Source organism: Streptomyces sp. NPDC007095, from assembly GCF_040634475.1.
Classification (GTDB): domain Bacteria; phylum Actinomycetota; class Actinomycetes; order Streptomycetales; family Streptomycetaceae; genus Streptomyces.
Genome location: NZ_JBEYFS010000001.1, coordinates 21,477 through 45,000, shown reverse-complemented (window position 1 = coordinate 45,000; position 23,524 = coordinate 21,477). Strand labels below are relative to the sequence as shown.

Below are 23,524 nucleotides of genomic sequence, written 5' to 3'. Positions count from 1 at the left end.
TCAGGGGTCAGCGGCTGAGCTGGAGGTAGGGCTCCAGGGCCTGGAGCCGGGTGTAGTTGTCCGGGTGTGTGGTCAGCAGCTTGGCCAGGCCGCCCGGTTCCTTGAGCTGCCTTCCCTGCGCCGCGGCTTGCGCCTTCACGGCGTCCTCCTGGGCCTGGAAGTGGTACAGGACCTGCGCCAGCTGGGGTGCGAAGCCGAGGTCGGCCGCCTGCCGGTCGGCACGCAGCTCGCCCTGGCGACCCACGTAGGCGAGCAGATAGGGGGCGACGACGAGCGGCACGGTGATGTACCAGGCGGCTACGAACCCGCCGATCACGAACATCCCGATGAAGAGGTAGACCATCCCGGTCGCGGCGAGTGAGAAGACGCTCGCGACCCGGATCGCGACCCGGGCGATGCCCCGCATGAAGGCCCAGGCGATCCGGCCGGGCAGCGAGTACCAGTAGCCGAGCAGGCCCGTCCAGGCGTGACCGCCGGTGTGGTGGCCGAGTTCATGGGCGAGTACGGCGGCGAGGTTGCTGCTGGGGATCTCGTTCAGCGCGTACGTCGTGACGCCGACGACATGGCCGGCGGCCGCCACGGCGTTCAGGTCCGTGCTGTTCTCCACCATCAGCTCGTACGTGTGTGCCTCGACGCCCGCGCGGGCGGTGACCTCGCGCCAGATGGGCTCCAGACGGGCCCGCTCCTGGGCGAGCGGCACCCTGAGCTTCATCACGTGCCGGGCGAAGGCCAGCTCGGTGGGCCGGTGGAAGACGAGCGCCCCGGAGGCCAGCCAGGCGAGGATGACCAGCCAGCCCATGGCCGTGCCGAGGATTCCCACGGCGAAGGAGGCGACCACGGCGAGGCTCACCAGGAAACCCGGCACCTGGACCGCCAGCTGTCCGATCGCGGTGGCGTCGGCACCGCGCTGGTGTGCGGCCACGTGGACGCGGGAGCCCGCGTGCCGGTAGTCGAGGTCGTCGGGTGCGGGGGCCTCCGGCGGTGCTGGAGGTACTGGCGGTGCCGCGGGTGAGGCGGCGGGGGGCGTTTGCACGGGGGGCGTCTGTGGCGGGATGTAGAGCGGTGCGGTGGCGGTGGGGGGCTGCGGGCCGCTCGGGTACGTGGGCGTGGCCCCCGGATGGGCGGGCGGCGCCGCGGGGTACGAAGGTGCGGCCCCGGCCCCCGGGTACCGGGGTGCGCCGCCCGGATAGGACGGGGGCGCGGGGGCCTCCGGGTACAGGGGCGGAGTGGCGGCGCCGGGATAGGAGGGCGGGGGCGCGGGGGCCTCCGGGTACAGGGGCGGAGTGGCGGCCCCGGGATACGGGGGCGGGGGAGTGGCGGCCCCGGGATAAGAGGGCGGGGGAGCGGCGGCCTCGGGATACGGCGGCGGAGTAGAGGCTGCCCCGGGGTACGGCGGCGGAGTAGAGGCGGACCCGGGGTACGGCGGCGGGGGTGCGGGTGTGCCCGGGTACGGGGGGTCCGGGTAGACGGGGCCGGGCTCCGGGGCGGCCGGGTCTGGCGGGTAGGACAAGGTGGGGCTCCTTCAGGATGGGGACGTCAGCCGATGAGCAGCCCGGCGGGAAGCAGCACCGTGCCCGCGCAGAAGGCGATCAGGCCGGTGCGGATCCACTGGTGCTTGCGGGCGGCGATACGGCTGGTCTCGGTGAGCGCCGCGGTGAGTCCGGCGGCGGGGTCGCGGTCGGTGTCGGCGAGAGCGGTCGCCAACTGACCTTCACGTACGGCTTGTTGGATGTCGCCGAAGAAGCAGAGGGGCCGGCCCGGGGCCCATGAGCTGGCGCGGTACCGGGGGAGCACCGCGAGCAGCAGCGCGAACAGGGCGAAGGCGAGGGCCAGGGCGCCGGTCCACCAGACGGCCGTACCGGGCGCGGAGAGCGAACTCGGTGACCAGTTCCGTCCGGCCAGCAGCCCGCTGAACACCCCCGCCGTCATCCCGAGCGCCGCCACGAGCACGGACGCCTTGCTGTCGGCCCGGGCGATCTCGCCCCGCAGCTCCTCCAGCAGCCGTTCGGCGGTTCTGGTGCCGGGAGCGGTGGTGGTCACTCCGGTCCCGCCCCGGGGGACTCCGGAGCCGTGGGCTGGGGAGAGGGCGGCGGATACGCGGAGGGCGCGGGCGGAATGACGGGCGTGGGAGCCACGGCCGGGGGCGGCGGGGCCTGGTCGTAGGGGCTGCCGGCGGCGGGCGCGGGCGGGGCCGGGGGCTCGGCCTGGTACGGCCCCGACGGTACGGTTCCGGGCGCGGCCGGGACGTACGGCTGGTGGGACACGGGCGGCCCCGGCGGGGTGTAGGGGGCGCCCGGTAACCCTCCGGGGGCCGGAGCGCCGACATAGGGCTGGGCGGCGGCTCCGTACGGCTGTGAGGGCTCGTACGGCTGTGCGGCGGCGTACGGCTGCGAGGGGTCGTAAGGCGGCTGCGGTACGCCCCCGGGCGGCGGCGCCGGTCGGCCGGGAACCGGCGGCTGCGGCGGGGGCTCCTGGCGGCTGTTCAGTTCCTTGACGACGCGCAGGGTGGAGCGGGCCGACTCGGCCTTCTGGTAGTCCTCCAGGGTGTCTCCGGCGATCAGCTCCAGCTGGCTCTCGATGGCGGAGAGCTGGTCCTTCTGGAGGGCGTTGATGACCATCCGGGTGTCCTGGGGGTGCGCGGCGAGGTGGAAGGCCCACTGGGCGACGCCTCCGTGTTGCAGGTGGTATTGGTAGAAGGCGATCTTCTGGGCCATCAGCTCCTGGGACTGGTGCTGGCGCAGCACCTCCAGCTCGTGCAGCTGCTGGGCCTGGCGCAGCCGGTACTCGTGCTCGGGGTCGAGCATGTCGGCCTCGTAGCGCAGCGCCCGTTTGCGCCGTCTGTGCGCGATCGCGTCGTCGTCCAGACGCAGCCGCACCGCGCATGTGACCGCGAGCCCGATGCCGTCGGCGAAGACGCCGCTCTCGATCGCGTACTGGACCTCGGCCTCGGCCTCCCGGCTGTCCTCGATGGAGAACCGCCGGCTGACCGGCCGCGCGAACTGGTGGATTTCACGGGTCAGTCGCGTGGGCACATCGCGTTCGCGGCCGGCCACGTACGCGATCGGGTCCGAGACGCGCCAGGTCAGATCGGCGGTCGCGCTGAACGAGAACGCGTCGTCGTCGCTGGGCAGTTCGAGTTCCAGCTGGACCGGGTGGCTGCCCATGTCGACCTCGTAGACCGAGGTGTAGCGGCGGGTCGCGGCGTCCGTGCGGCTCGGCCGGTGCGGGGGCATGTACGCGTCGTAGGCGCCGCCCACGGTGGCGAACACCAGCGCGTGGTCGATCGCGGAGACCGGCCGCCGGGCCGTGTAGTCGAAACGGGAGATCGGCCGCACGGTGAGCACCGGGTCGATCAGCATGGTGTGCCGGTCGGCCTGTTGCTGCCACTCCGGCGGGCGGCGGAATTCCGCCATGGGTCAACTCCTCGTAACTCTGTGTCAGGGGGTCGGGACGGTGGGACGCAGCGCGGCGAGCAGGCGGTCGGCGAGCGGCGGGCGCGGGCCGCCGTCCCGGCCGCGCAGGGTGCGCAGTTCGTGGCCGAGGCGTTTGTGGTCGTCCGCCGTGACGACCAGCGCGGGCAGCAGCAGCTCCAGCGCCTGGGCCGCGTCCGGGCGGCGCTCGGCCACGTACACCCAGGTGTGCAGGGCGTTCAGGGCGCCCCGGGTGTGGGCGCGGTCGCCGAGGGCGGTGCGCCAGAGTGTGGAGAGGTCACGGGCCGAGTCCGCCTCGTACATACCTGTGTCGGCGTACCACTCGACGAGCGCGCCCTCCTCGGCGTTGTCGCACGCCAGTACGAAGGCGCCCAGCGCCAGCGCGCGGACCGCGGGGGTGTCGTGGTGGAGCAGCCGCACCAGCTCGGAGAGCATCTCGCCGCGCCTGAGGCCCACGGAGAGCAACAGGGCCGTGGACTCGATCAGGTTGGCCGCCTCGGCCGGGCTGCTGTTGTCGGCGCGGGCCCGGGCCGCGAGCGCGCTGAGAGCCGGGCCCACGAGTTCCGGCCGCAACGGCGTGAGCAGTCCGAAGGCGCGGATCGCGGTCCAGCGGCGACCCCAGTGGGCGTCCGTGCACCACTGGGTGAGCAGGCGCAGGACGACGGGCGCGTCGAGGAGCTGGGCGAGCGTGAGGGTGTTCGCGGCGGTGACGCGGGGGCCGAACGTCTTCGACACCGCCCAGCCGTCGATCAGCAGCGCGACCGCGGAGGGCAGATCGGCGAGCGCGAGCATGGCGGTGGCCGCGGCGGCCCGGGTCCGTACGACGGGACGCCCGTCGCGCGCCAGCTCCTTCAGCCAGGCGATCAGCGCGGGCCGGGCCGAGGGATGGCCCGTCCACACCTCCGTGAGCAGGGCGCGCGGAGTGTTCTCCTTCCGGAAGAACGCGGTGAACTGCGGCACCGGGCCCCATTCGGTCGCCTCGTTCCGCACTTCCCCCTCGGCGCGGGCCCGCGCGAGCCGGGTCTCGGCACCGAGCCCGAACACCGGGATCTCCGGCGGCTCTTCGGGGTGCTGCAGGCGCTGGAAGTGCACGAACAGCTTGTCCGCGAGCTCGGCGGCGAGGACGTACGGCGACCGGTCGAAGACGGCGAGCGAGATGAGGAAGGCCTTGTCGCGCAGCGTGGACTCGGGGTCGCTCAGCCACTCCCGGCACTGCTGCTCCACGGCCGCCTGCCCGAACTCCGCGAGCCGGGCCGCAGCAGCCTCGCCACCGTCGTAACCCGCCACCTCCTTCGCGAACTCGGCTGCCTCGGCGGGCTGATGGTGCCCCCGGGCGAGGAAGTCCCGCACCGGGGCGAGGGCGAGGAGGCGGTCGGTGTCCTGCGCGCGGTGATTGCTCACATACGCGCGGACGACGGCCGACGCCTCCGGCGGCTGCCAGACGGAGGCGGTGACGCCCAGCAGGAAGGGCGAGTTCTCGACGGTCACCACCAGATACCCGTCGACCTTCTTCAGCTGGTCGCGGGCCGCGTAGAGATGGGTGTCGCGCAGCGGCCGGTTGCGGCTGAGCGGCAGATCGCGCAGGACGTGCCCGCCGGGCGCGGTGAGCGGGGAGCTCAGGGTCGCCGGGCTCGTCTCCGGCGAGAGGGCGTGCACGACGGGCACGCCCAGACGGTGCAGGAGCATCAGCGCGGCGGCGTGGCGGCCGGTGGCGTGGGCGCCGGCGAGGACGAGGACGCGTTCTTCGCGGAGCCGGTCCAGGGCGGCGGCGAAGGCGGGGCTCTCGACGAAGACGGCGTCCAGGTCTTCGAGGTGGCGCCGCGGGATCTCTCCGGAGGCGTACGCAGCCGAAGCCGCCGGGCCGTGGTGGTGGATCTCCGTCTTGCCGCCCATGAACACGTCACCGGCGACCTCGCCGCCGGACACGCCGTGCTGGGCGCCGCCGACCAGACTCCCGCCGAAGGACGCGGCCGAGCCGAGGATGAACCCCGGGGTGTGCGCGAAGAGCTCGCGCTGAGCCGCGCGCGCCTCCTGCGTCCGCTCCTGTTCCCCCTCTCCTTCCCCCTCACCGTCCTGGCGCCGGGTGTCCGGTTCGGGGGCCGGGTGTACGTCCTTCGGGGGTACGTCGTCGGGGGCCGGCGCCGTGGGTGGAGGCACCGTCACGCCGACTCACCCCCGGACCCGCCGAGGTGGACGTCTCCGGTGACCTGGCCGCCGGACACGCCGTGCTGGTCGCCGCCGACGAGGCTGCCGCCGAAGGTGGGGGCGCCTCCGTCGAAGTGGAAGACGGCGCCCGCGGGAGGGGCGGAGGGCCGGGGAGCGCGGGCCTCGGGGGCCGGGAGCCCGGACGCCTGGGCCCCTGGCTGGTCCCGCCTCGGTGCCGGACGCTCCCCCGAGCTGGCGCCCGGCACCGAGGTTCCCCCCTTCTCACTGTGGTCGTCGCCGTCTCCCGGCACCGGGCCGTGCAGCCAGGCGCGCAGCGGGCCGTTCTTGCTGTCCACGGTCACCGCGTGGAAGTCCTCCGCGGGGATGCCCGCGTGGCCGTGCCGCACGATCCCCGTGTGCACGCTCTCCGAGACGCACAGGGCGAAGTCGTCTCTCCGCTCCCGCAGGGCCGCGCGCAGCAGCTGGGCGTCGAGGAGGCGGCAGGCGTGGTTGAGGTCGGAGCCGACCCAGCCGTCGTGCTCGTCCACGGCGACGTAGCCCGTGGCGACGACGCCGCGCAGCCGGATCTGCGCAGAGCTGGACGCCATCCGGTTGACCGCGTGCAGCTGGGTGGGGACCTCGGTGAGCAGGGCGCGCAGCAGTGCGGTGACGGAGGCGTTGGCGTCGATCAGCTCCATCACGGAGTCGCCCCGGTCGGCGCGCAGGCGCAGACGTTCGTCGATGCCGGCGCGCTCCAGGGTGCGGTCGGCGACGTCGTACAGCATGCGCCGCAGGTACGCCTGCTCGATGTCGTCCCGGTCGCTGTACTTCTCGATGTCGAGCAACAGGATCGTCCGGCTCACGGGGTCGGTCATGGTCGCCTTTCGCTGGTGGTGCGGCAGTGGCAGAAGAGTGGCGGGCGGGGTTGTGGTGGCGTGAGGGCGGATGACGCAGTCGGAGTGTGACGGTGTACACAGAACCGCCGGTCCCTCGCCCCCACCGCCCCTACCCGACCCGTCCCCAGGGGCTCCGCCCCTTCGACCCCGACCCCCGGCGGGCACCCCGCCAAGGGCTGCGCCCCCGGACCCCGCTTCGGCCCGAACGGCCTCGTCCTCGAACGCCGGACAGGCTGAGAACGCGGGCGGGGTGGGTGGGGGAGACCCCTGACCTCGTGCCCGACCGGCGGACGGGCTGGAGGTGAGGGGTGGGGTGGGGTGGGGTGGGGTGGGGTGGGAACCGGCCCATGGCCTCGTCCTCGGCGGCAGGTGCGGTCGCAGCGGCTGGCGTCCGGCCTCCGACCTCGAACGCCGGACATCCCGAGGCTCTTGGGGGCGCGGGGAACTGCGCGACCGACCCCCACCGGCCGGCAGCCGGAGAACTGCGGGCGGCCGGGGGACCCGGGGCGCAGCCCCGGCCCCTCAGGGGCGCGGGGAACCGCGTGACCAGCCCCCACCGGCCCGCGGTGATCCACCGGACCCGACCCCCGCCCGCCCGCAGCGGCCAGCCCGTCCAGCCCCACCTCACCCCCGCGCAATCTGCCGCAGCACATCCGGCCGCACGATCACCAGCGCCCGGCGCCCCGTCATCACGACCCCCCGTTCCCGCAGGTCCTTCAGCAGGCGTTGGACCATTTCCCGGGAGGCCCCCACCGACCCGGCGAGTTCCTGCTTGCTCAGGGGGACGGAGAGTTCGATGCCCTGGTCCGTGCGGCGCCCATGGGTGCGGGCGAGGTCCAGCAGCAGGATCGCGAAGCGCTCCCGCACGCTGAGGGAGGCGAATTCCAGGCGGCGCCGATCGGCCGCCCGGGTGCGATCGGAGGTGAGGCCGAGGAGGGCGAAGGAGACGGCGGGGGAGCGGGCGAGGAACTCGGTGAAGCGGCCGCGTTCGACGGCGACCGTACGGACCGGCTCCAGGGCCGTCACGGTGGCCGACCGCGGGCGCCCGGTGAGCGCCGCGGACTCCCCGATGATGTCGCCGGGGCCGCGCAGCGCGAGCAGCGCCTCGTAGCCGTTGGAGGCGGCCGCGGTCACCTTCGTCCAGCCGTGCGTGACGAACAGGACGTGCGAGGACGGCTCGCTCTGGTGCAGGAGCACCATCCGGGGCGCGTACGAGAGCTCGTGCCCGAGACCGAGCAGCGCCGAGCGGTCCTCGCTCTCCAGCCGGGCCAGGAACGGCACCCGGTCGTCGAGCCCCCCGTCGCCGGGTAAGCCCGACGAATCCCACGAACCCGGTAAGTCCGATGAGCCCGATGACCCGGATGTGTCCGGTGCGTGTGCTGCCGTCATGTTGCCCCCCGATCGCCGCAGCCGACCGATCAAAGTACTGAAGGGCATGCGATGGTGGACAGAGATTGCGCGGTACCGTCCAGGATCGGAAACTTTTGGGGACGAGGGCCCGGAGAATGCGCTAAGGCCGGCCCGGCGACCGTCCCGCGGTCGCCCCCGACCGCGCCGTCTCCCACTGGCGCTCCCACTCGCGTCCGACCTGCGGGAGCACCGCGGTGACGTGGCAAGAAGTCCGGCGTGTCGCCCTGGACAGCATTTGTTTTGACCGAAGTCCTTGAGGTAGGTACGCTCAGACCTTGTGCCTGGGGTGTGCCCTGGCTCGCGTGCGTGCCTTCAAACCGCAAGGCGAGCCGTAACCGGCCACCGTAATCTGCGCCCTTTTCGCCTCGCGGCGGGAGTCTGCAGCATTCGACACACCCGACCGCGTGGGTCGGAGATGTTCCAGGTTAGCTTCACCATTCGGCACACAGAAACCGGAGAAGTAGTGCCTACGATCCAGCAGCTGGTCCGGAAGGGCCGGCAGGACAAGGTCGAGAAGAACAAGACGCCCGCACTCGAGGGTTCGCCCCAGCGTCGCGGCGTCTGCACGCGTGTGTTCACGACCACCCCGAAGAAGCCGAACTCGGCCCTGCGTAAGGTCGCGCGTGTGCGTCTGACCAGCGGGATCGAGGTCACCGCTTACATTCCGGGTGAGGGACACAACCTGCAGGAGCACTCCATCGTGCTCGTGCGCGGCGGCCGTGTGAAGGACCTGCCGGGTGTTCGCTACAAGATCATCCGTGGTTCGCTCGACACCCAGGGTGTCAAGAACCGCAAGCAGGCCCGCAGCCGCTACGGCGCCAAGAAGGAGAAGTAGAAATGCCTCGTAAGGGCCCCGCCCCGAAGCGCCCGGTCATCATCGACCCGGTCTACGGTTCCCCTCTGGTGACCTCCCTCATCAACAAGGTGCTGCTGAACGGCAAGCGCTCCACCGCCGAGCGCATCGTCTACGGCGCCATGGAGGGTCTGCGTGAGAAGACGGGCAACGACCCGATCATCACGCTGAAGCGCGCGCTGGAGAACATCAAGCCGACCCTCGAGGTCAAGTCCCGCCGTGTCGGTGGTGCGACGTACCAGGTTCCGATCGAGGTCAAGCCCGGTCGTGCCAACACGCTCGCGCTGCGCTGGCTCGTCGGTTACTCCCGCGCCCGTCGCGAGAAGACCATGACCGAGCGTCTGCTCAACGAGCTTCTCGACGCCTCCAACGGCCTCGGTGCCGCTGTGAAGAAGCGCGAGGACACCCACAAGATGGCCGAGTCCAACAAGGCCTTCGCGCACTACCGCTGGTAGTCGCTACCCCCATCGAGACCGAGAGAAGACCGAAGCCTTATGGCTACCACTTCACTTGACCTGGCCAGGGTCCGCAACATCGGGATCATGGCCCACATCGACGCGGGCAAGACGACCACCACCGAGCGGATCCTCTTCTACACCGGCGTCAGCTACAAGATCGGTGAGGTCCACGACGGCGCTGCCACCATGGACTGGATGGAGCAGGAGCAGGAGCGTGGCATCACGATCACCTCTGCTGCCACCACCTGTCACTGGCCGCTCGAGGACAACGACTACACGATCAACATCATCGACACCCCGGGGCACGTCGACTTCACGGTCGAGGTGGAGCGTTCGCTCCGCGTCCTCGACGGTGCCGTCACGGTGTTCGACGGTGTCGCCGGTGTCGAGCCGCAGTCCGAGACGGTGTGGCGTCAGGCCGACCGTTACGGCGTGCCGCGCATCTGCTTCGTGAACAAGCTGGACCGTACCGGCGCCGAGTTCCACCGCTGTGTGGACATGATCTCGGACCGCCTGGGCGCCCAGCCGCTCGTCATGCAGCTTCCGATCGGCGCCGAGATGGACTTCAAGGGCGTTGTGGACCTGGTCCGCATGAAGGCGCTCGTGTGGTCCGCCGAGGCCGCCAAGGGCGAGATGTACGACGTCGTCGACATCCCGGCCACGCACACCGAGGCTGCCGAGGAGTACCGCGGCAAGCTCATCGAGGGCGTCGCCGAGAACGACGAAGAGATCATGGAGCTGTACCTGGAGGGCGTCGAGCCCACCGAGGAGCAGCTGTACGCCGCGATCCGTCGCATCACCATCGCGTCCGGCAAGTCCAACGACACCACGGTCACCCCGGTGTTCTGTGGCACCGCGTTCAAGAACAAGGGCGTTCAGCCCCTGCTCGACGCGGTCGTGCGCTACCTGCCGACTCCGCTTGACGTCGAGGCCATCGAGGGCCACGACGTGAAGGACCCGGAGCTGGTCGTCAAGCGCAAGCCGTCCGACGACGAGCCGCTCTCCGCCCTCGCGTTCAAGATCATGAGCGACCCGCACCTGGGCAAGCTCACCTTCGTCCGGGTCTACTCGGGCCGCCTGGAGTCCGGCACCGCCGTGCTGAACTCCGTCAAGGGCAAGAAGGAGCGCATCGGCAAGATCTACCGCATGCACGCGAACAAGCGTGAGGAGATCGAGTCGGTGGGCGCCGGCGACATCGTCGCCGTCATGGGCCTGAAGCAGACCACCACCGGTGAGACGCTGTCCGACGACAAGAACCCGGTCATCCTGGAGTCCATGGACTTCCCGGCGCCGGTCATTCAGGTCGCCATCGAGCCCAAGTCCAAGGGTGACCAGGAGAAGCTGGGTGTCGCCATCCAGCGTCTCGCGGAGGAGGACCCCTCCTTCCAGGTTCACTCGGACGAGGAGACCGGCCAGACCATCATCGGTGGTATGGGCGAGCTGCACCTCGAGGTGCTGGTCGACCGTATGCGCCGTGAGTTCAAGGTCGAGGCCAACGTCGGCAAGCCGCAGGTCGCGTACCGCGAGACGATCCGCAAGGCCGTCGAGCGTCACGACTACACGCACAAGAAGCAGACCGGTGGTACCGGTCAGTTCGCCAAGGTGCAGATCGCGATCGAGCCGATCGAGGGCGGCGACGCCTCGTACGAGTTCGTGAACAAGGTCACCGGTGGCCGCATCCCGAAGGAGTACATCCCTTCGGTCGACGCGGGTGCGCAGGAGGCCATGCAGTTCGGCATCCTGGCCGGCTACGAGATGACGGGCGTCCGCGTCATTCTTCTCGACGGTGGCTACCACGAGGTCGACTCCTCCGAGCTCGCGTTCAAGATCGCCGGTTCGCAGGCCTTCAAGGAGGCCGCGCGCAAGGCCAGCCCCGTGCTGCTCGAGCCGATGATGGCCGTCGAGGTCACCACGCCCGAGGACTACATGGGTGAGGTCATCGGCGACATCAACTCCCGCCGTGGTCAGATCCAGGCCATGGAGGAGCGGATGGGTGCCCGGATCGTCAAGGGTCTGGTGCCGCTCTCGGAGATGTTCGGCTACGTCGGCGACCTCCGCAGCAAGACCTCGGGTCGCGCAAGCTACTCGATGCAGTTCGACTCCTACGCCGAGGTTCCCCGGAACGTCGCCGAGGAGATCATCGCGAAGGCCAAGGGCGAGTAACACACCCCGTTTACACGCTTTAGGCTTGACACCGACCGCCGGGGCTTCGAACCGGCAAGGGGACGAGAGATCGTCCCCCGGGGGAGAACCCCGGCGGGCGGCATCCCAGCAAAGATCACCTGGCGCCGATGAGTAAGGCGTACCAGAACCACTCCACAGGAGGACCCAGTGGCGAAGGCGAAGTTCGAGCGGACTAAGCCGCACGTCAACATCGGCACCATCGGTCACATCGACCACGGTAAGACGACCCTCACGGCCGCCATTACCAAGGTGCTGCACGACGCGTACCCGGACCTGAACGAGGCCTCGGCCTTCGACCAGATCGACAAGGCTCCTGAGGAGCGCCAGCGCGGTATCACCATCTCCATCGCGCACGTCGAGTACCAGACCGAGACGCGTCACTACGCCCACGTCGACTGCCCCGGTCACGCGGACTACATCAAGAACATGATCACGGGTGCGGCGCAGATGGACGGCGCCATCCTCGTGGTTGCCGCCACCGACGGCCCGATGCCGCAGACCAAGGAGCACGTGCTCCTGGCCCGCCAGGTCGGCGTTCCCTACATCGTCGTCGCCCTGAACAAGGCCGACATGGTGGACGACGAGGAGATCCTGGAGCTCGTCGAGCTCGAGGTTCGCGAGCTGCTCTCCGAGTACGAGTTCCCGGGCGACGACCTGCCGGTCGTCAAGGTCTCGGCGCTCAAGGCCCTTGAGGGCGACAAGGAGTGGGGCCAGACCGTCCTCGACCTGATGCAGGCCGTCGACGAGAACATCCCGCAGCCCGAGCGTGACGTCGACAAGCCGTTCCTGATGCCGATCGAGGACGTCTTCACGATCACCGGTCGTGGCACCGTCGTCACCGGTCGTATCGAGCGTGGTGTCCTCAAGGTCAACGAGACCGTCGACATCGTGGGCATCAAGCAGGACAAGACCACCACCACGGTCACCGGCATCGAGATGTTCCGCAAGCTGCTCGACGAGGGCCAGGCCGGTGAGAACGTCGGTCTGCTCCTCCGTGGCATCAAGCGCGAGGACGTCGAGCGCGGCCAGGTCATCATCAAGCCCGGTTCGGTCACGCCGCACACCGAGTTCGAGGCCCAGGCCTACATCCTGTCCAAGGACGAGGGTGGCCGCCACACGCCGTTCTTCAACAACTACCGTCCGCAGTTCTACTTCCGCACGACGGACGTGACCGGCGTTGTGACCCTCCCCGAGGGCACCGAGATGGTCATGCCGGGCGACAACACCGAGATGACCGTTTCGCTCATCCAGCCCGTCGCCATGGAGGAGGGCCTGAAGTTCGCCATCCGTGAGGGTGGCCGGACCGTGGGCGCCGGCCAGGTCATCAAGATCAACAAGTAAGTCCTTGTTGGCTTGACAGCCTGGTAGCTCCTCGCGAGCTCCTTGAAGGGGCCCGTACGACTTCGGTCGTACGGGCCCCTTTACCGTGCCCATCGCACACACTGCGTGCGTGGATTCCCATGACCTGGGCGCGGTGGGACGTCGGCGGCTGCCGGCGAAGCCGGATCGGAACCACGCCCGCGCCAAGGAGAACGGGATTGTCATGATCATGGGCGCGTCCCATGAGGCGCCCATGATGCGGGGCATCGAGGAGTGGAACCGGCACGCGGTATCCGCCGTGCGCGACAGCGCCGGAACCGTCGTCCCGCCCGGCCATGACCCGTACGGCGGTACGGGGGAGTGGTCGTTCCGCCGCAACGCCGACGCGCTCAAGGCGTACTGGCGCGACGGCATCCGCCGGATGGCCGACCAGGACTTCGAGGGCGTCGTCACCCTCGGGATGCGCGGAAACGGCGACACCAGCCTGCCGGACGGCGACGGCGTCGAGCTGATGCGGGAGATCATCGACGCACAGCGGACGATCATCGCCGAGGTGCCGGGACGCGACCCGGCCTCGGTCCCCCAGGTGTGGACGCTCTACAAGGAGGTCCAGCGGTACTGGGACCGGGGGCTGCGGGCCCCGGACGACGTAACCGTCGTACCGACGGACGACAACTGGGGCAACATCCGCAAGCACCCCGACCCGGCCGAGCCCGCGCGGCCCGGTGGCTACGGCCTCTACCACCACTTCGACTACGTGGGCGCGGGCCGTAACTACAAGTGGGTCGACACGGCCGGCCTGCCCAACCTCTGGGACCAGCTCCACCAGGCGCACGCGTACGGCAACCACGGGCTGTGGGTGACGAACGTCGGCGACCTCAAGGGCAACGAGCTGCCGACCGAGTTCTTCCTCGACTACGCCTGGAATCCAGGCCGTTGGGACGGCCCTGGCGCGCTCGGCGAGTGGGAGAGGCGGTACGCGCGGCAGAACTTCGGCACGCGGCACGCGGCACGCGACGGCGATCGCGGACGTACTGGCGACGTACGGACAACGCCAGTCGCGCCGCAAGCCGGAACTCCTCAACCGCCGGATCACCCTCGACCCGGCATCGGGCGCGGTGGTGTACGACGACCAGGCAACCCCCTTCTACGGCCGCGAACTCGAGCAGGTCACGCAGGAGTGGCGGACGCTCGCGGCACGGGCCGGGCGGATCGCGCGACGGCTGCCGGACTCGGCGCAGGACGCATGGTTCGAGCTGATCGGCTACGAGGCCGCCGGGGTGTCACCAGGTGACCGGCAAGGCCACCGGACCGCGGATCATCGTGCGCTGCCGGAAGGGGACCTGATCGGCGGGCACGGCGAGACGTAGCCCGGGCAGGCGTTCGAGCAGGGTGTCGATCAGCAGCTCGATCTGCATACGGGAGAGGACGGCACCCGTGCAGAAGTGCGGTCCGTTGCCGAACGACACATGGGCGCCCGCGTCCCGGTCGAGGTCGATCCGGTCGGGGTCGGGGAAGACGCCCGGGTCGCGGTTGGCGGCCAGGTAGGAGACATGGACGGCGTCGCCGGTCCTGACGAGGGTGCCGTGGATGTCGACGTCCTCCGTGGCGATGCGGGGCAGGCCTACGGCGGCGCGGTGCGGGATGTAGCGCAGGAGTTCCTCGATGGCCGCCGGGCGGGAGACGGGGTCGTTGTGGAAGCGTTCCAGCAGGGCGGGCCGGGTGAGGAGGAGGTAGAACATCTGGCCGCTGTTGTTGGTGATGGCCTCGCCGCCGATCTGGAGCGGCCCGGCGACACTGATCGCCTCCTCCAGGCCGAGCTCGCCCCGCCGCACGGCATCACCGAGCAGGGACAACACGTCCTCGCCGGCACCGTCGCCTTCGCTGTCGCGGCGCTCGCGGACGGCCTCCCCGATCCACCCGAAGAGCCCCTTCTTGGCGTGCTCGGAGGCATCGGCGCCGCCCGCCGTGGAGATGATCTCCCGTGTCCAGTCGTGCAACTTCTGTCGCTCGTCGACGGGTACGCCCATGACCTCGCAGACGACGTTGATCGGGAAGGGTTCGAGAACCCGCTCGATCAGGTCAGCCGGGGGGCCGTCCGCCATCATCCCGTCCACCAGGACGTCGAGCATCTCCTGGGCACGGGGGCGCAGGCGCTTCACGGCGCTCACGGTGTAGGCGTTCGAGACGGCGTGCCGGAGCCGGTTGTGGTCGGGCTGATCGGCCCAGGCCAGGGCCCCGGGCCGGGGCGCGAAGTGCGGCGCCAGTCGCGTGACCTGCCGGACGGAGGCCTCCCGTCGGCTGAACCGGGGGTCGTTCGTGATCATCTTCACGTCGTCGTAGCGCGTCGCCAGCCACGCCCAGCCCTCCCCGTACGGAAGCCGGATCCGCGTCAGCGGCCCCTCCCGCATCAGCTCCGCGAGCACCGGCTCGAACTCGGTGGCGTTCAGCTCACCGGCGGGCCAGTCCCGAACCGGGGGAAGGGGCCGCTCGGGCCGCTCGGGGAGTGTGCTGGTCTCTTCTGCCATGCGTTCAGCGTCGTCGGGCGGGGGTGGGGTGTCGCGGGGGAGTGCTCCAGGCGGAGCATAGGAATGCCGTCGTTGCCGCGGTTCGGCCTACTGGTTCGGGTACCTGGGCAGGTCCGCGGTCGAGACCGTCCACTCGGCGATGGTCACGTCTTCGCCGTACATGAAGTCCTTGCGGGTGGCGTAGCGGGGGCCGCTGGGGGTGGGGTGGATGTCGCAGAGGACGGCACCCTCTCCCACGCGCGGGTCGAAGATCACATACAACGGAATGCCCAGCAACGGATAGTCTCGCACCTTGCTCACCCAGTCGTTGTCCGGGTTCGAGCGGGAAACGATCTCGATGGCGGCGATGGTTACTCGTCTTCGAAGATCGCGGCAGCGGACGAGGCGGTGGCGGCGCGGGCGAGCCACGTGTGGAGGGTCTCGGGGTCGTGGCAATCCGTGATCCGTCGGCGCGCGTCGGCAGGCACATCGATGCCGCGCTGTTCCAGGACGGTCAGTATGGCCTTGGCATAGGCGCTGACGCGGCCTTCGTCCCGGATCTCCTCCGCGATGTACGACTTGTAGAAAGAGAGGTCCACGGCCACCAGGTTCCTCCAGAGCTCCTTGGCCGGACGGTTGCCCAGACCCTGTGCGGTGAATTCGATGATGGGGTCGGCGATGTCTTCGTGCTCATCCCGCAGAGCGGTGGACAGGGCTTTCAGTATGGCACCGATGTCCGGATCGCCCGCGTGCGTGATGGCGGAGAGGGCGGCCAGCACGAGGTCCGCGTGTGCCTCGGCCGGGTCGGTGATCAGCGGCATGTTGTGCGGGCCCGCCACGAGGGGCCTGAGAGTGAGTGTGGGCAGCTGGGGTGGCCCGCTGGCCACCGGTCGCTGGGCCCACTCGGCGGTGGCGTGGTCCTGGCATACGACCATGAGGGCCGTCGGTAGCCGGTACTTGGTCCACAGGAACGCGGTGTAGTACGCCCAGCTCGCCGGTTTGGCAGTGTCCTTCTTGCCCTGGGCCTCGATGGCGAGGATGAAGCCGCCGTGTTCCGCGCTGTCGAGGCGCAGGAGGGTGTCCACCCGTCGTTCGACGGGGCCGGTTTCGGTGAGGTCGGTGGGCAGGATCGTGACGCTGTCGGGGGCGGGGAGGTCGAATCCGAGGACCTTCGAGACACGGCTGAAGAGCTGGGTGTCGTGCTGGAAGATGCGGTGCATCGCTTCGTGGGGTGAGCTGACCATGCGGTTCCTTGGTCTCAGCGGTGCGTGAGCGTCCGGCAGTCGCCGCATTTGCCCGGCTCCGGGGACCTGAAGGCGCGGTCGCAGCCCTCGCAGTTCTGGAGCGGATGCCGTACGTCCGGGGGCGGCGCGGGCACGCGGAACGGTGGCGGAGGCGGCAGCTGCGCGGCGAGTCGGTGGGCGAGGAGGGCGGCTGGGCGGCGTAGATCCTCCGGTGGCAGGTCCGCGGTCAGCGCGCGTTGTACGGCTGTGGGGTTGAGGTCGCGTTCGAGCCAGGCGGCGACTCCGGGGGCCAGGTGCTCCGTGTCGGTGACGGAGAGGAGCAGGCGGGGGTCGTGGCGGCGGAGGCCGGCGAGGAGGTCGGTGGCGGTCCGGAGGAGGGTGGGGGAGGGGTGCGCGGGCTGGGGCACGGTGGGGAGGAGCTTGCGGGGCGGGCGTTTCTCCGGGGTGGCCCGCCGGACGGCCGGCTTCCTGGGGGTGTCGGCTGCCGTCCCGTGGTGTCCGGGCTGGTTGCAGGAGACGGTGCGGGTGACGATGCGGCCGCCGGGGGTGCGTTCACGGGTGCGGCGGAGGTAGCCGTGGGTTTCGAGTTCGCGCAGGGCGGCGGCGATACGGGTCGGGCCTTCGGGGAAGCGGGCGGCGAGGGTCTTGATGTCGACGCGGGCGCCGGTTGGGAGCGACTGGATGTAGACGGCCAGCCCGATCGCGAGTCCTGAGAGCTCCGGGTGCTGGGCGAGGTGGTTGCCGATCACCGTGAAGCGGGTGGTGTGGCGGGTGTTGTCGTGGATGACGCCGCCGGGACGGGCGTGTGGCTGCCGCCCGTGTTGGTGGGGGTGGTTTTTGCCCGCGATACGGGACTGGGCGCGCGGGGGCGCGCTAGGGTTTTGGGTATCCATCAGGAAGGGCCTCTTCCTTGGTGGTCAGGCCCTCGCATTGGGATGCCAGTCCCGGCGGGGGCCGTCGCATATCTGCCGCATGTCTGCGGTTGTGTTCTGTCGCGCTGAGCGTAAGGCAGGCAACCGGTCCCGAATCCACCCGAGTTGGGCACATTCACTCGCGGGAGTGAGTTTGCGCGGCGGTCACGGTTTTGGCGGGCGGGAGGGGTGGGGCTTGGTGGGGTTCTTTCCCTCTCGTGTTTCTTGGGGAAGATCGCCGGGCGCACCGGAGTACGGCCCGCTGTGCTCCGGTGGGAGGAGGTCGATCTCGGCCCATACGGTCTTGCGCGGGGGCGGCCCTGACACGACACCCCAGCGGTCGGCGAGGATGTCGACGAGGACGAGACCGCGGCCGGACTCGGCGTCAGGAGTGAGGGATTGGGGCCGGGGCAGGCGGTCGCCGCATGTGTCGGTGATTTCGACGCGGATGGTGCCGGCGACCACGTAGAGCGTGAGCCGGAAGTCACGGCCCGGGACCCGGCCATGCGTAGCCGCGTTCGCTGCCAGCTCGGCCACCACGTGCTCCGCCGGATTCAGCGGAAGTCCCCAGGAGCGGAGTTGCTCGGTCGCGAGCAGCCGGGCGAGGCGAGCACCGCGCGGCGTGGGGGAGAGGAGCGCGCTGAAGTTGCGGATGGAGTTGTCGAGTTGGGCCGTGAAGGCAGCGGTTTCTTGATTCATGTCACTCAGCGTGGCGGCGGATGCCTACCGTGAACCAGTGACTGCATCGATACGTATGGTCACTGTCCGGAGCTTGTCCGGTCGTGTCCGGGCTGTCGGGGCGGGGTGTACGGGTAGCGGGCGTTGTGGCACGGCGGTACGACGGAGGGGCACGGGATGTACGACACGGACGGTGACGCGGGCCGGCTCAAGAGCGAGGCGGACGAGCCGGGTTGGGAGGTGGACCCGGAGGACGACTGGGGTGTGGCGGTGGTCGCGACCGTCGGGCGACAGCTGAAGCTGCGGCGGGAGGCCGTGGGGATGCGGGCCGCCGAGTTCGGGGTGGTGGTCGGGTACGGGGAGGACATGGTCTACAAGATCGAGGGCGGTAAGCGGATTCCCCGGCCTGAGTATCTGGATCAGGCGGACGAGGTCCTCGGGGCGGGTGGGCTGCTTTCGGCGATGAAGGAGGACGTGGCGAGGGTTCGGTATCCGAAGAAGGTTCGGGAGATCGCGAAGCTGGAGGCGCAGGCGGTCGAGATCGGCGTCTACGTCGGGCTTAGCATCCACGGCCTGTTGCAGACGCCGGAGCATGCGCGGGCCTTGTTCGACGCACGGCAACCGCCGTACTCGGAAGAGGAGGTGGAGCGCTTGGCGGCCGCCCGCATGGAGCGGAAGTCCGTCTTCGAGCGGTCGCCCGCTCCCGTGCTCAGCTTTGTTCAGGAAGAGGCGGCGCTGCGTCGTCGTATCGGAGGGACAATGGTGCGACGCCGACAGCTCGAACACCTGCTGGAGGTAGCGCAGTTGCGCAACGTGACGTTTCAGGTGATGCCGACGGAGACTGATGCCCACCCTGGGGTGGACGGCAAGATCGAGGTGCTGAAGTTCGCGGACGGTACGGCGGTGGGGCGCTCCGACGGTGCGTTCGGAGGTCGCCCAACCTCGGACCCGAAGCAGCTCCGGATCCTTGAAATGCGGTATGGCATCATCCGGGCCCAGGCTCTCACGCCGGGGGAGTCACTCGCTTTCGTCGAGCAAGTGCTGGGAGAAACATGATCCGCAAGGCCACTGTCGGGGACGCCTCTGAGCTGAATTGGTTCAAGAGCAGCTTCAGCGACGGCACTGAGGGAGACAGTTGCGTCGAGATCGCCACCGCCCACGGTGCTATCCACGTCCGCGACTCCAAGAACATCGGCGGCCCCCAGCTCGCGCTCGCGCCGGAAGCGTGGGCGGACTTCGTGACGTACGCCTCCGAGGGCTGACCCACCGGGGCACCCGGATACTCCCGCTCCCTCATATGAGTACGGACACTCATGTGCCGTCTCCTGCAGCCGGGTTGAGTGGAGTCACGCTCCTCCTCACCGGCCTCGGCGATTGGCCGAGCCGCCCCTCAGAATGGCCCGATTCCGGTCATTCTCTGCCCGAGGCTGCCTGTGGACTGTCACAGCCGATAGCTAGAGTTGCAGGTGAAGCTTCGGCTGTTTTGGCTGTACGGGGGAGAGATTGTGTTGCCGAGCGATAGTGGGGCGGCGCCTGGACCGTCGTCGTGGGCGTCAGGCGTGTTCGACGCGGCGCAGAACGCGATCGGTGATGTGGTCACCGAACTGTCGTCGTTCACGAAGTTCCAGAAGCGTGTGGACGACTTGATCCGCGACCTGAAGGGTTCGGCGGCGGGTCCGGGCGAGGTGGGGCAGGAGCAGCTGGCGCGCCACCAGTTCGGCGGCGGAGCGGGCGAGTGGGCGGAGGCATCCGGACTGTTCACCTCGTACGAGACGGTGATCACGGAGCTGGAAAGCCTGTCGAAGCTGCTGTCCGACTCGATGGAGGGCATGTGTATCGCCGTGCTGGCCTCGCACAAGGGCTACCAGAACATCGATCTGGACGTGCGCGACCGCATGAAGGCGATCAGCGTGGAGACCGCGAAGCACTACGGCGGGGAATACGACCCCGGCCTCCCGAAGAAGAGCCACGAAGGCGGCAGTGACGCGAAGCCGGACCAGGCGTCGGTTGGCGGCGACTCGGGTGGCAGCATCTGATGGATCCGATGGAGGAGTTCTGATGTCCGGCAAGGGGACCGGCAGCACGTCCTTCGAGGACATGGGCCACGAGCAGATGCTGGCGTGGCTCGACCAGGCGAGCGCCGGCACGGTGCAGGCCGCCGCCACCCGGCTGACCGCGGCGGCCAAGGAGATTCGCAAGATCGCCGAAGAGCTCAAGGTCCGCCCGCAGTACGTGGAGTGGAAGGGCGAGGGCGCGGACGCGTTCCGCACGTGGAGCGGCGACCTGGCCAACTCGACCTTGCGCCTGGGCGATTTCAGCGAGGGCGCCGCGAAGTGGCTGGGCGAGGCCTCGGGGGCGATCGCCACGGCGCAGGCGTCCATCCCGCGCGACAAGGCCGGCGCACAGGCGAACCTGGACGCGGCGCAAGCGGCGCACAACGACCCGGACGCAGCGGCGGTGAGCAGCAAGTCCGCGAGCGAACTCGCGGCGCTGGCGGCGGACAAGGAGAAGGTGCGGCAGGAGGCGGCCGCGCAGATGCGGAAGCTGGGGCAGACGTACTCGCTGTCGGCCACGCAGCTGGACGGGCTGGAGAGGCCCAAGTTTCCGCCGCCGCCGGAGGCGATTCAGCCGACACCAGGCCATTTCACCAACAACGAGGCCGTGTCTACCGGGGATGGCGGCGTTCGCTCATCATCTGGCACCGGAGCGGCTGGAATCTCGTCCTCCAACGGATCGCATCGATCCTTGGCCGAGGCGACCGGGGGCAACGGAGCAGCCGACGGCGGATACGAATCGCGCGGGCCGGCCAGACGGTCGTTGCCCGACGCCTCAAACCATGTGGGCGTCCACATCGACGGGACGGGCGTGCTCCCGCAAACGCCGTCGGTACTTTCGACAAGCCCGGTCGGGCCGCCGAACGGAGGCAAGGTTGACGGCGGCGGGGCACTGCCCACGGGACCGATCCCGCCGATGGCAAGCGGCACACCAAGCCCATCCGCGAATCCCCCGAGGCTGGGCCGCACGGCGATCGGCGGCCGCCCTTCGACCCAACCCGGGCGCGGACTGGTAGGCCCGGTCTCCAGAGGTGTGCCGGGTATCGGTGGTACGACCGGGCCGGAGGGCCCGACAGGCACGGCGCGGCCAGTGGTCGGCGGTCGCCCCGTAGTGCCTCCGGGCCGAGGAATCACGGGCGCAACTCCCGGGCGTGCGCCGGGCGGCAGCTCCGGCATCGTCGGTGGCCGCCCCACGCCATCGGCCGCTGGATCGCCCGCTGGTCGGCCCGCCAGCGGATTGCCGCGAGGTAATGTCGTCGGCGGTGAAACGCACAGGTCGGCTGGTGGCCGTGGCTCGACTACTCAGAGGACCCCCGCCAGTACAGGGCGAGCGGGCGTCGGGCAGAGTGCGACACTGGCCGACCGTCGGGCCATGGGCACGGGCGCAGGCGCGGACCGTGGAGTCGTCGGCGGCCGTCCGCAGCCGCAGAGACGTTCGGGAACCCGGCCGTTCACCCCTGGTGGCTCGGGCTTGGTACGGAATCAGGACTCTGGTGACGGCACGCCCGCATCAAGCGCAGCCGGACGTACGAGTGCGCCGCCGAACGGCACTCGGCCATCGAATTCGCGACAGAACAACAAGCAGGGCAGAAGGGCCGGCGAGCGAAGCGAGGAGCAGGAGACCGAGCAGCAGAACGGCCGCTCGACCACCTAGTCACCAGCTATCGACTGAACCTGCATACACCAAGAGGAAGCAGATGCCTGCCACCACGATGAGGAATTCCCACTACGGGAGCGTTGTCTCCGGAGCCGTGGGCCTGCTGTTGGTCGGTATCGCGGCCACTCCCGCCCACGCGGAGTCCATCCGTGAGAGGGAGTGGCACCTCACGGCCATGAAGGCCGAACAGATGTGGCAGACCAGCACGGGCAAAGGCGTTACCGTGGCCGTCATCGACTCGGGCGTGAACGCCAAGCTGACCGACCTGGAGGGGCAAGTACTCTCTGGCAAGGACGAAGCACCAGACGCCCCCGGTGACGAACGCACGGATCCCAACGGCCATGGCACCCTGATGGCCGTTCAGATTGCTGGTACTGGCAGAGCCAACGGAGGCGCTGGCACCTTCGGCCTCGCGCCAGGAGTCAAGATCCTCCCTGTGCGGACACCCGATAGAGGGTTGGACAGCGGCCGGTACATCAAGGAGTTCAGCGAGACCGTGAGTCGCGGGATTCGCTACGCCGTTGATTCTGGTTCACGGGTGATCAACATCTCGATGGGGGTGCCCGAAGGAACGGAGCAGCTCACTGCCGCTGTGAAGTACGCGCTGGACAAGGGATCGTTGATCTTTGCGGCTGTCGGAAACGGCGGTAGCGAAGACGAAGGAAACCCAGTGGAGTACCCCGCCGCCACTCCGGGTGTGGTCGGCGTGGGTGCAGTAGGCAAGAACCTTCGCAAGACCACCGAATCCGAGCACGGCCCCCAGGTAGACATTGCCGCCCCCGGCGACGAGATGTACCACGTATGCCCGAACGGCACGGGCCTCTGCCGCTCCCACGGCACCAGCGACGCCACTGCCCTGGCCTCAGCCAGCGCCGCCTTGATCTGGTCCAAACACCCGACGTGGACCAACAACCAGGTCCTGAGGGTCATGCTCAACACCGCCGGCGGGCCCACAGACGGCTCGAAGCGCAACGACTCCATCGGCTACGGCATCGTCCGCCCCCGCATCGCCTTGCAGACCCCGGGTGACCCGGGCCCGGCCGACGTCTACCCGCTCGCGGACTTCCCTGGCGGGACCTCGGCGTCACCGTCGCCTGAAGCTGCTGCTGGCAAGGACCCCGCTGCTCCAGCAAAGGACGCGGCAGCCGAAGCCTCCTCGAAGGACCACGGCAGCAACACCCTCTGGATCACGCTGGGCATCGGCGCCGTTGCACTCCTCGGCGCGGCGGTCGGGGCTTTCCTGGTCATCCGCAAACGCCGGGCCACTGTGAGCCTGAGTTCGGCAACAGCGACCACACCAGGGCAACTCTCCTACACGACACCGGGGTTCGCGCCTCCGCCGTATTCGCCTCCCAGCGCTCCGGACGGCAATGCCTCTTCCGGCCGAGGCCCTGGCGCCGTCTGAGTACGGATACTCAAGCGCCGTGGTGGCCGATACGGATGGGGCATGTAATGAGGCGGCGCTAACGTACTTCTCGATCATCAAAGCGTCGCGGTCTATCGCCGCTGTGGCATCCCGTCTCTGGCGGTGTCGGCGCTGCGACGGGTGCGGAAGGAATTGACGCGGCGTGGATGGAAAGTCACCAGGTACGAGATCAGCGACCACTGGACCGTACTGAGCGTGCAGCCCCCGGGGACCGACGACGTCGTCCAGGTTGAGGCTTTCCCCCATGACCGTCTGGGTGTCGTCGCCTACTCCGAGTGCGCCCGATATCCGTGATGATTCAGCGGGCGTCACATGGTGTGTGGATGCGTACTCACCGTGTGTGTCCATCC

19 protein-coding genes and 2 pseudogenes are annotated in these 23,524 nt (G+C 69.6%); 10 read left to right on the top strand and 11 right to left on the bottom strand.

Annotated features, from left to right (window positions below; translation table 11 throughout):
- Positions 1–7: 7 nt before the first annotated feature.
- The 6 genes from ABZ656_RS00280 to ABZ656_RS00255 all read right to left on the bottom strand — a co-directional run bounded on the left by ABZ656_RS00280 (position 8) and on the right by ABZ656_RS00255 (position 7,753).
- Positions 8–1,033: a M48 family metalloprotease gene (locus ABZ656_RS00280; protein ID WP_360262969.1), complete on the bottom strand. Its 1,026-nt coding sequence runs from the start codon at positions 1,031–1,033 to the stop codon at positions 8–10.
- Between the two features lie 503 nt (positions 1,034–1,536).
- Positions 1,537–2,040 carry a Pycsar system effector family protein gene (locus ABZ656_RS00275; protein ID WP_060901509.1) on the bottom strand — a complete coding sequence of 168 codons (504 nt, stop codon included), beginning with the start codon at positions 2,038–2,040 and terminating at the stop codon, positions 1,537–1,539.
- A complete protein-coding gene (locus ABZ656_RS00270) occupies positions 2,037–3,413 on the bottom strand; it encodes a PE-PGRS family protein (RefSeq protein ID WP_360262966.1) in 1,377 nt (458 codons plus the stop codon). Before ABZ656_RS00270 ends, ABZ656_RS00275 begins: the two co-directional genes overlap by 4 nt.
- Positions 3,414–3,437: 24 nt before the next feature.
- Positions 3,438–5,594 (bottom strand): hypothetical protein, encoded by a 2,157-nt coding sequence (locus ABZ656_RS00265; protein WP_180362020.1) that lies wholly within the window; start codon positions 5,592–5,594, stop codon positions 3,438–3,440.
- A complete protein-coding gene (locus ABZ656_RS00260) occupies positions 5,591–6,451 on the bottom strand; it encodes a hypothetical protein (protein WP_101400102.1) in 861 nt (286 codons plus the stop codon). Before ABZ656_RS00260 ends, ABZ656_RS00265 begins: the two co-directional genes overlap by 4 nt.
- Before the next feature lie 645 nt (positions 6,452–7,096).
- The gene (locus ABZ656_RS00255; RefSeq protein WP_249938426.1) at positions 7,097–7,753 is read right to left on the bottom strand and encodes a Crp/Fnr family transcriptional regulator; all 657 of its coding nucleotides are present in this window, start codon (positions 7,751–7,753) and stop codon (positions 7,097–7,099) included.
- A gap of 592 nt (positions 7,754–8,345) precedes the next feature.
- On the opposite strand from ABZ656_RS00255, the gene rpsL reads away from it, so the two are divergent.
- The 5 genes and pseudogenes from rpsL to ABZ656_RS00230 all read left to right on the top strand — a co-directional run.
- Entirely contained in the window at positions 8,346–8,717 is a 372-nt protein-coding gene (rpsL, locus tag ABZ656_RS00250) for a 30S ribosomal protein S12 (RefSeq protein ID WP_003948652.1), read from the top strand.
- A gap of 2 nt (positions 8,718–8,719) precedes the next feature.
- Positions 8,720–9,190, top strand: coding sequence for a 30S ribosomal protein S7 (rpsG, locus tag ABZ656_RS00245; RefSeq protein WP_003992340.1), 471 nt, complete (start codon positions 8,720–8,722; stop codon positions 9,188–9,190).
- A 39-nt stretch (positions 9,191–9,229) separates the two neighbouring features.
- On the top strand, positions 9,230–11,356 hold the full coding sequence (gene fusA / locus ABZ656_RS00240; protein WP_101400104.1) for an elongation factor G: 2,127 nt from the start codon (positions 9,230–9,232) through the stop codon (positions 11,354–11,356).
- A gap of 168 nt (positions 11,357–11,524) precedes the next feature.
- A complete protein-coding gene (tuf, locus tag ABZ656_RS00235; RefSeq protein WP_101400105.1) occupies positions 11,525–12,718 on the top strand; it encodes an elongation factor Tu in 1,194 nt (397 codons plus the stop codon).
- Positions 12,719–12,887: 169 nt separating this feature from the next.
- Positions 12,888–13,974, top strand: a pseudogene (locus tag ABZ656_RS00230) (glycosyl hydrolase 115 family protein); the annotation flags it as partial.
- Positions 13,975–13,980: 6 nt separating this feature from the next.
- Here the strand turns inward: ABZ656_RS00230 and ABZ656_RS00225 are convergent.
- The 5 genes and pseudogenes from ABZ656_RS00225 to ABZ656_RS00205 form a co-directional block, all read right to left on the bottom strand.
- Positions 13,981–15,225: a cytochrome P450 gene (locus tag ABZ656_RS00225; protein ID WP_360262959.1), complete on the bottom strand. Its 1,245-nt coding sequence runs from the start codon at positions 15,223–15,225 to the stop codon at positions 13,981–13,983.
- Between the two features lie 87 nt (positions 15,226–15,312).
- Positions 15,313–15,573: pseudogene (locus ABZ656_RS00220) on the bottom strand (Uma2 family endonuclease); the annotation flags it as partial.
- Positions 15,574–15,575: 2 nt separating this feature from the next.
- Positions 15,576–16,448, bottom strand: a complete 873-nt coding sequence (locus ABZ656_RS00215; protein ID WP_360262956.1) for a hypothetical protein — start codon at positions 16,446–16,448, stop codon at positions 15,576–15,578.
- Positions 16,449–16,462: 14 nt separating this feature from the next.
- A complete protein-coding gene (locus ABZ656_RS00210; protein WP_101400108.1) occupies positions 16,463–17,341 on the bottom strand; it encodes a helix-turn-helix domain-containing protein in 879 nt (292 codons plus the stop codon).
- Between the two features lie 183 nt (positions 17,342–17,524).
- Positions 17,525–18,058 (bottom strand): ATP-binding protein, encoded by a 534-nt coding sequence (locus ABZ656_RS00205; RefSeq protein ID WP_101400109.1) that lies wholly within the window; start codon positions 18,056–18,058, stop codon positions 17,525–17,527.
- Positions 18,059–18,214: 156 nt separating this feature from the next.
- On the opposite strand from ABZ656_RS00205, the gene ABZ656_RS00200 reads away from it, so the two are divergent.
- From ABZ656_RS00200 to mycP, 5 genes are all read left to right on the top strand, one after another.
- Positions 18,215–19,093, top strand: a complete 879-nt coding sequence (locus tag ABZ656_RS00200; protein WP_360262951.1) for a helix-turn-helix transcriptional regulator — start codon at positions 18,215–18,217, stop codon at positions 19,091–19,093.
- Entirely contained in the window at positions 19,090–19,299 is a 210-nt protein-coding gene (locus tag ABZ656_RS00195) for a DUF397 domain-containing protein (RefSeq protein WP_360262948.1), read from the top strand. The genes ABZ656_RS00200 and ABZ656_RS00195 overlap by 4 nt, the downstream gene beginning before the upstream one ends.
- Positions 19,300–19,503: 204 nt before the next feature.
- Entirely contained in the window at positions 19,504–20,073 is a 570-nt protein-coding gene (locus ABZ656_RS00190) for a hypothetical protein (protein ID WP_360262945.1), read from the top strand.
- A 22-nt stretch (positions 20,074–20,095) separates the two neighbouring features.
- Entirely contained in the window at positions 20,096–21,745 is a 1,650-nt protein-coding gene (locus tag ABZ656_RS00185) for a translation initiation factor IF-2 (RefSeq protein WP_360262942.1), read from the top strand.
- Between the two features lie 178 nt (positions 21,746–21,923).
- Positions 21,924–23,153 carry a type VII secretion-associated serine protease mycosin gene (gene mycP / locus ABZ656_RS00180; protein WP_360262939.1) on the top strand — a complete coding sequence of 410 codons (1,230 nt, stop codon included), beginning with the start codon at positions 21,924–21,926 and terminating at the stop codon, positions 23,151–23,153.
- The last annotated feature ends 371 nt before the right edge of the window (positions 23,154–23,524 follow it).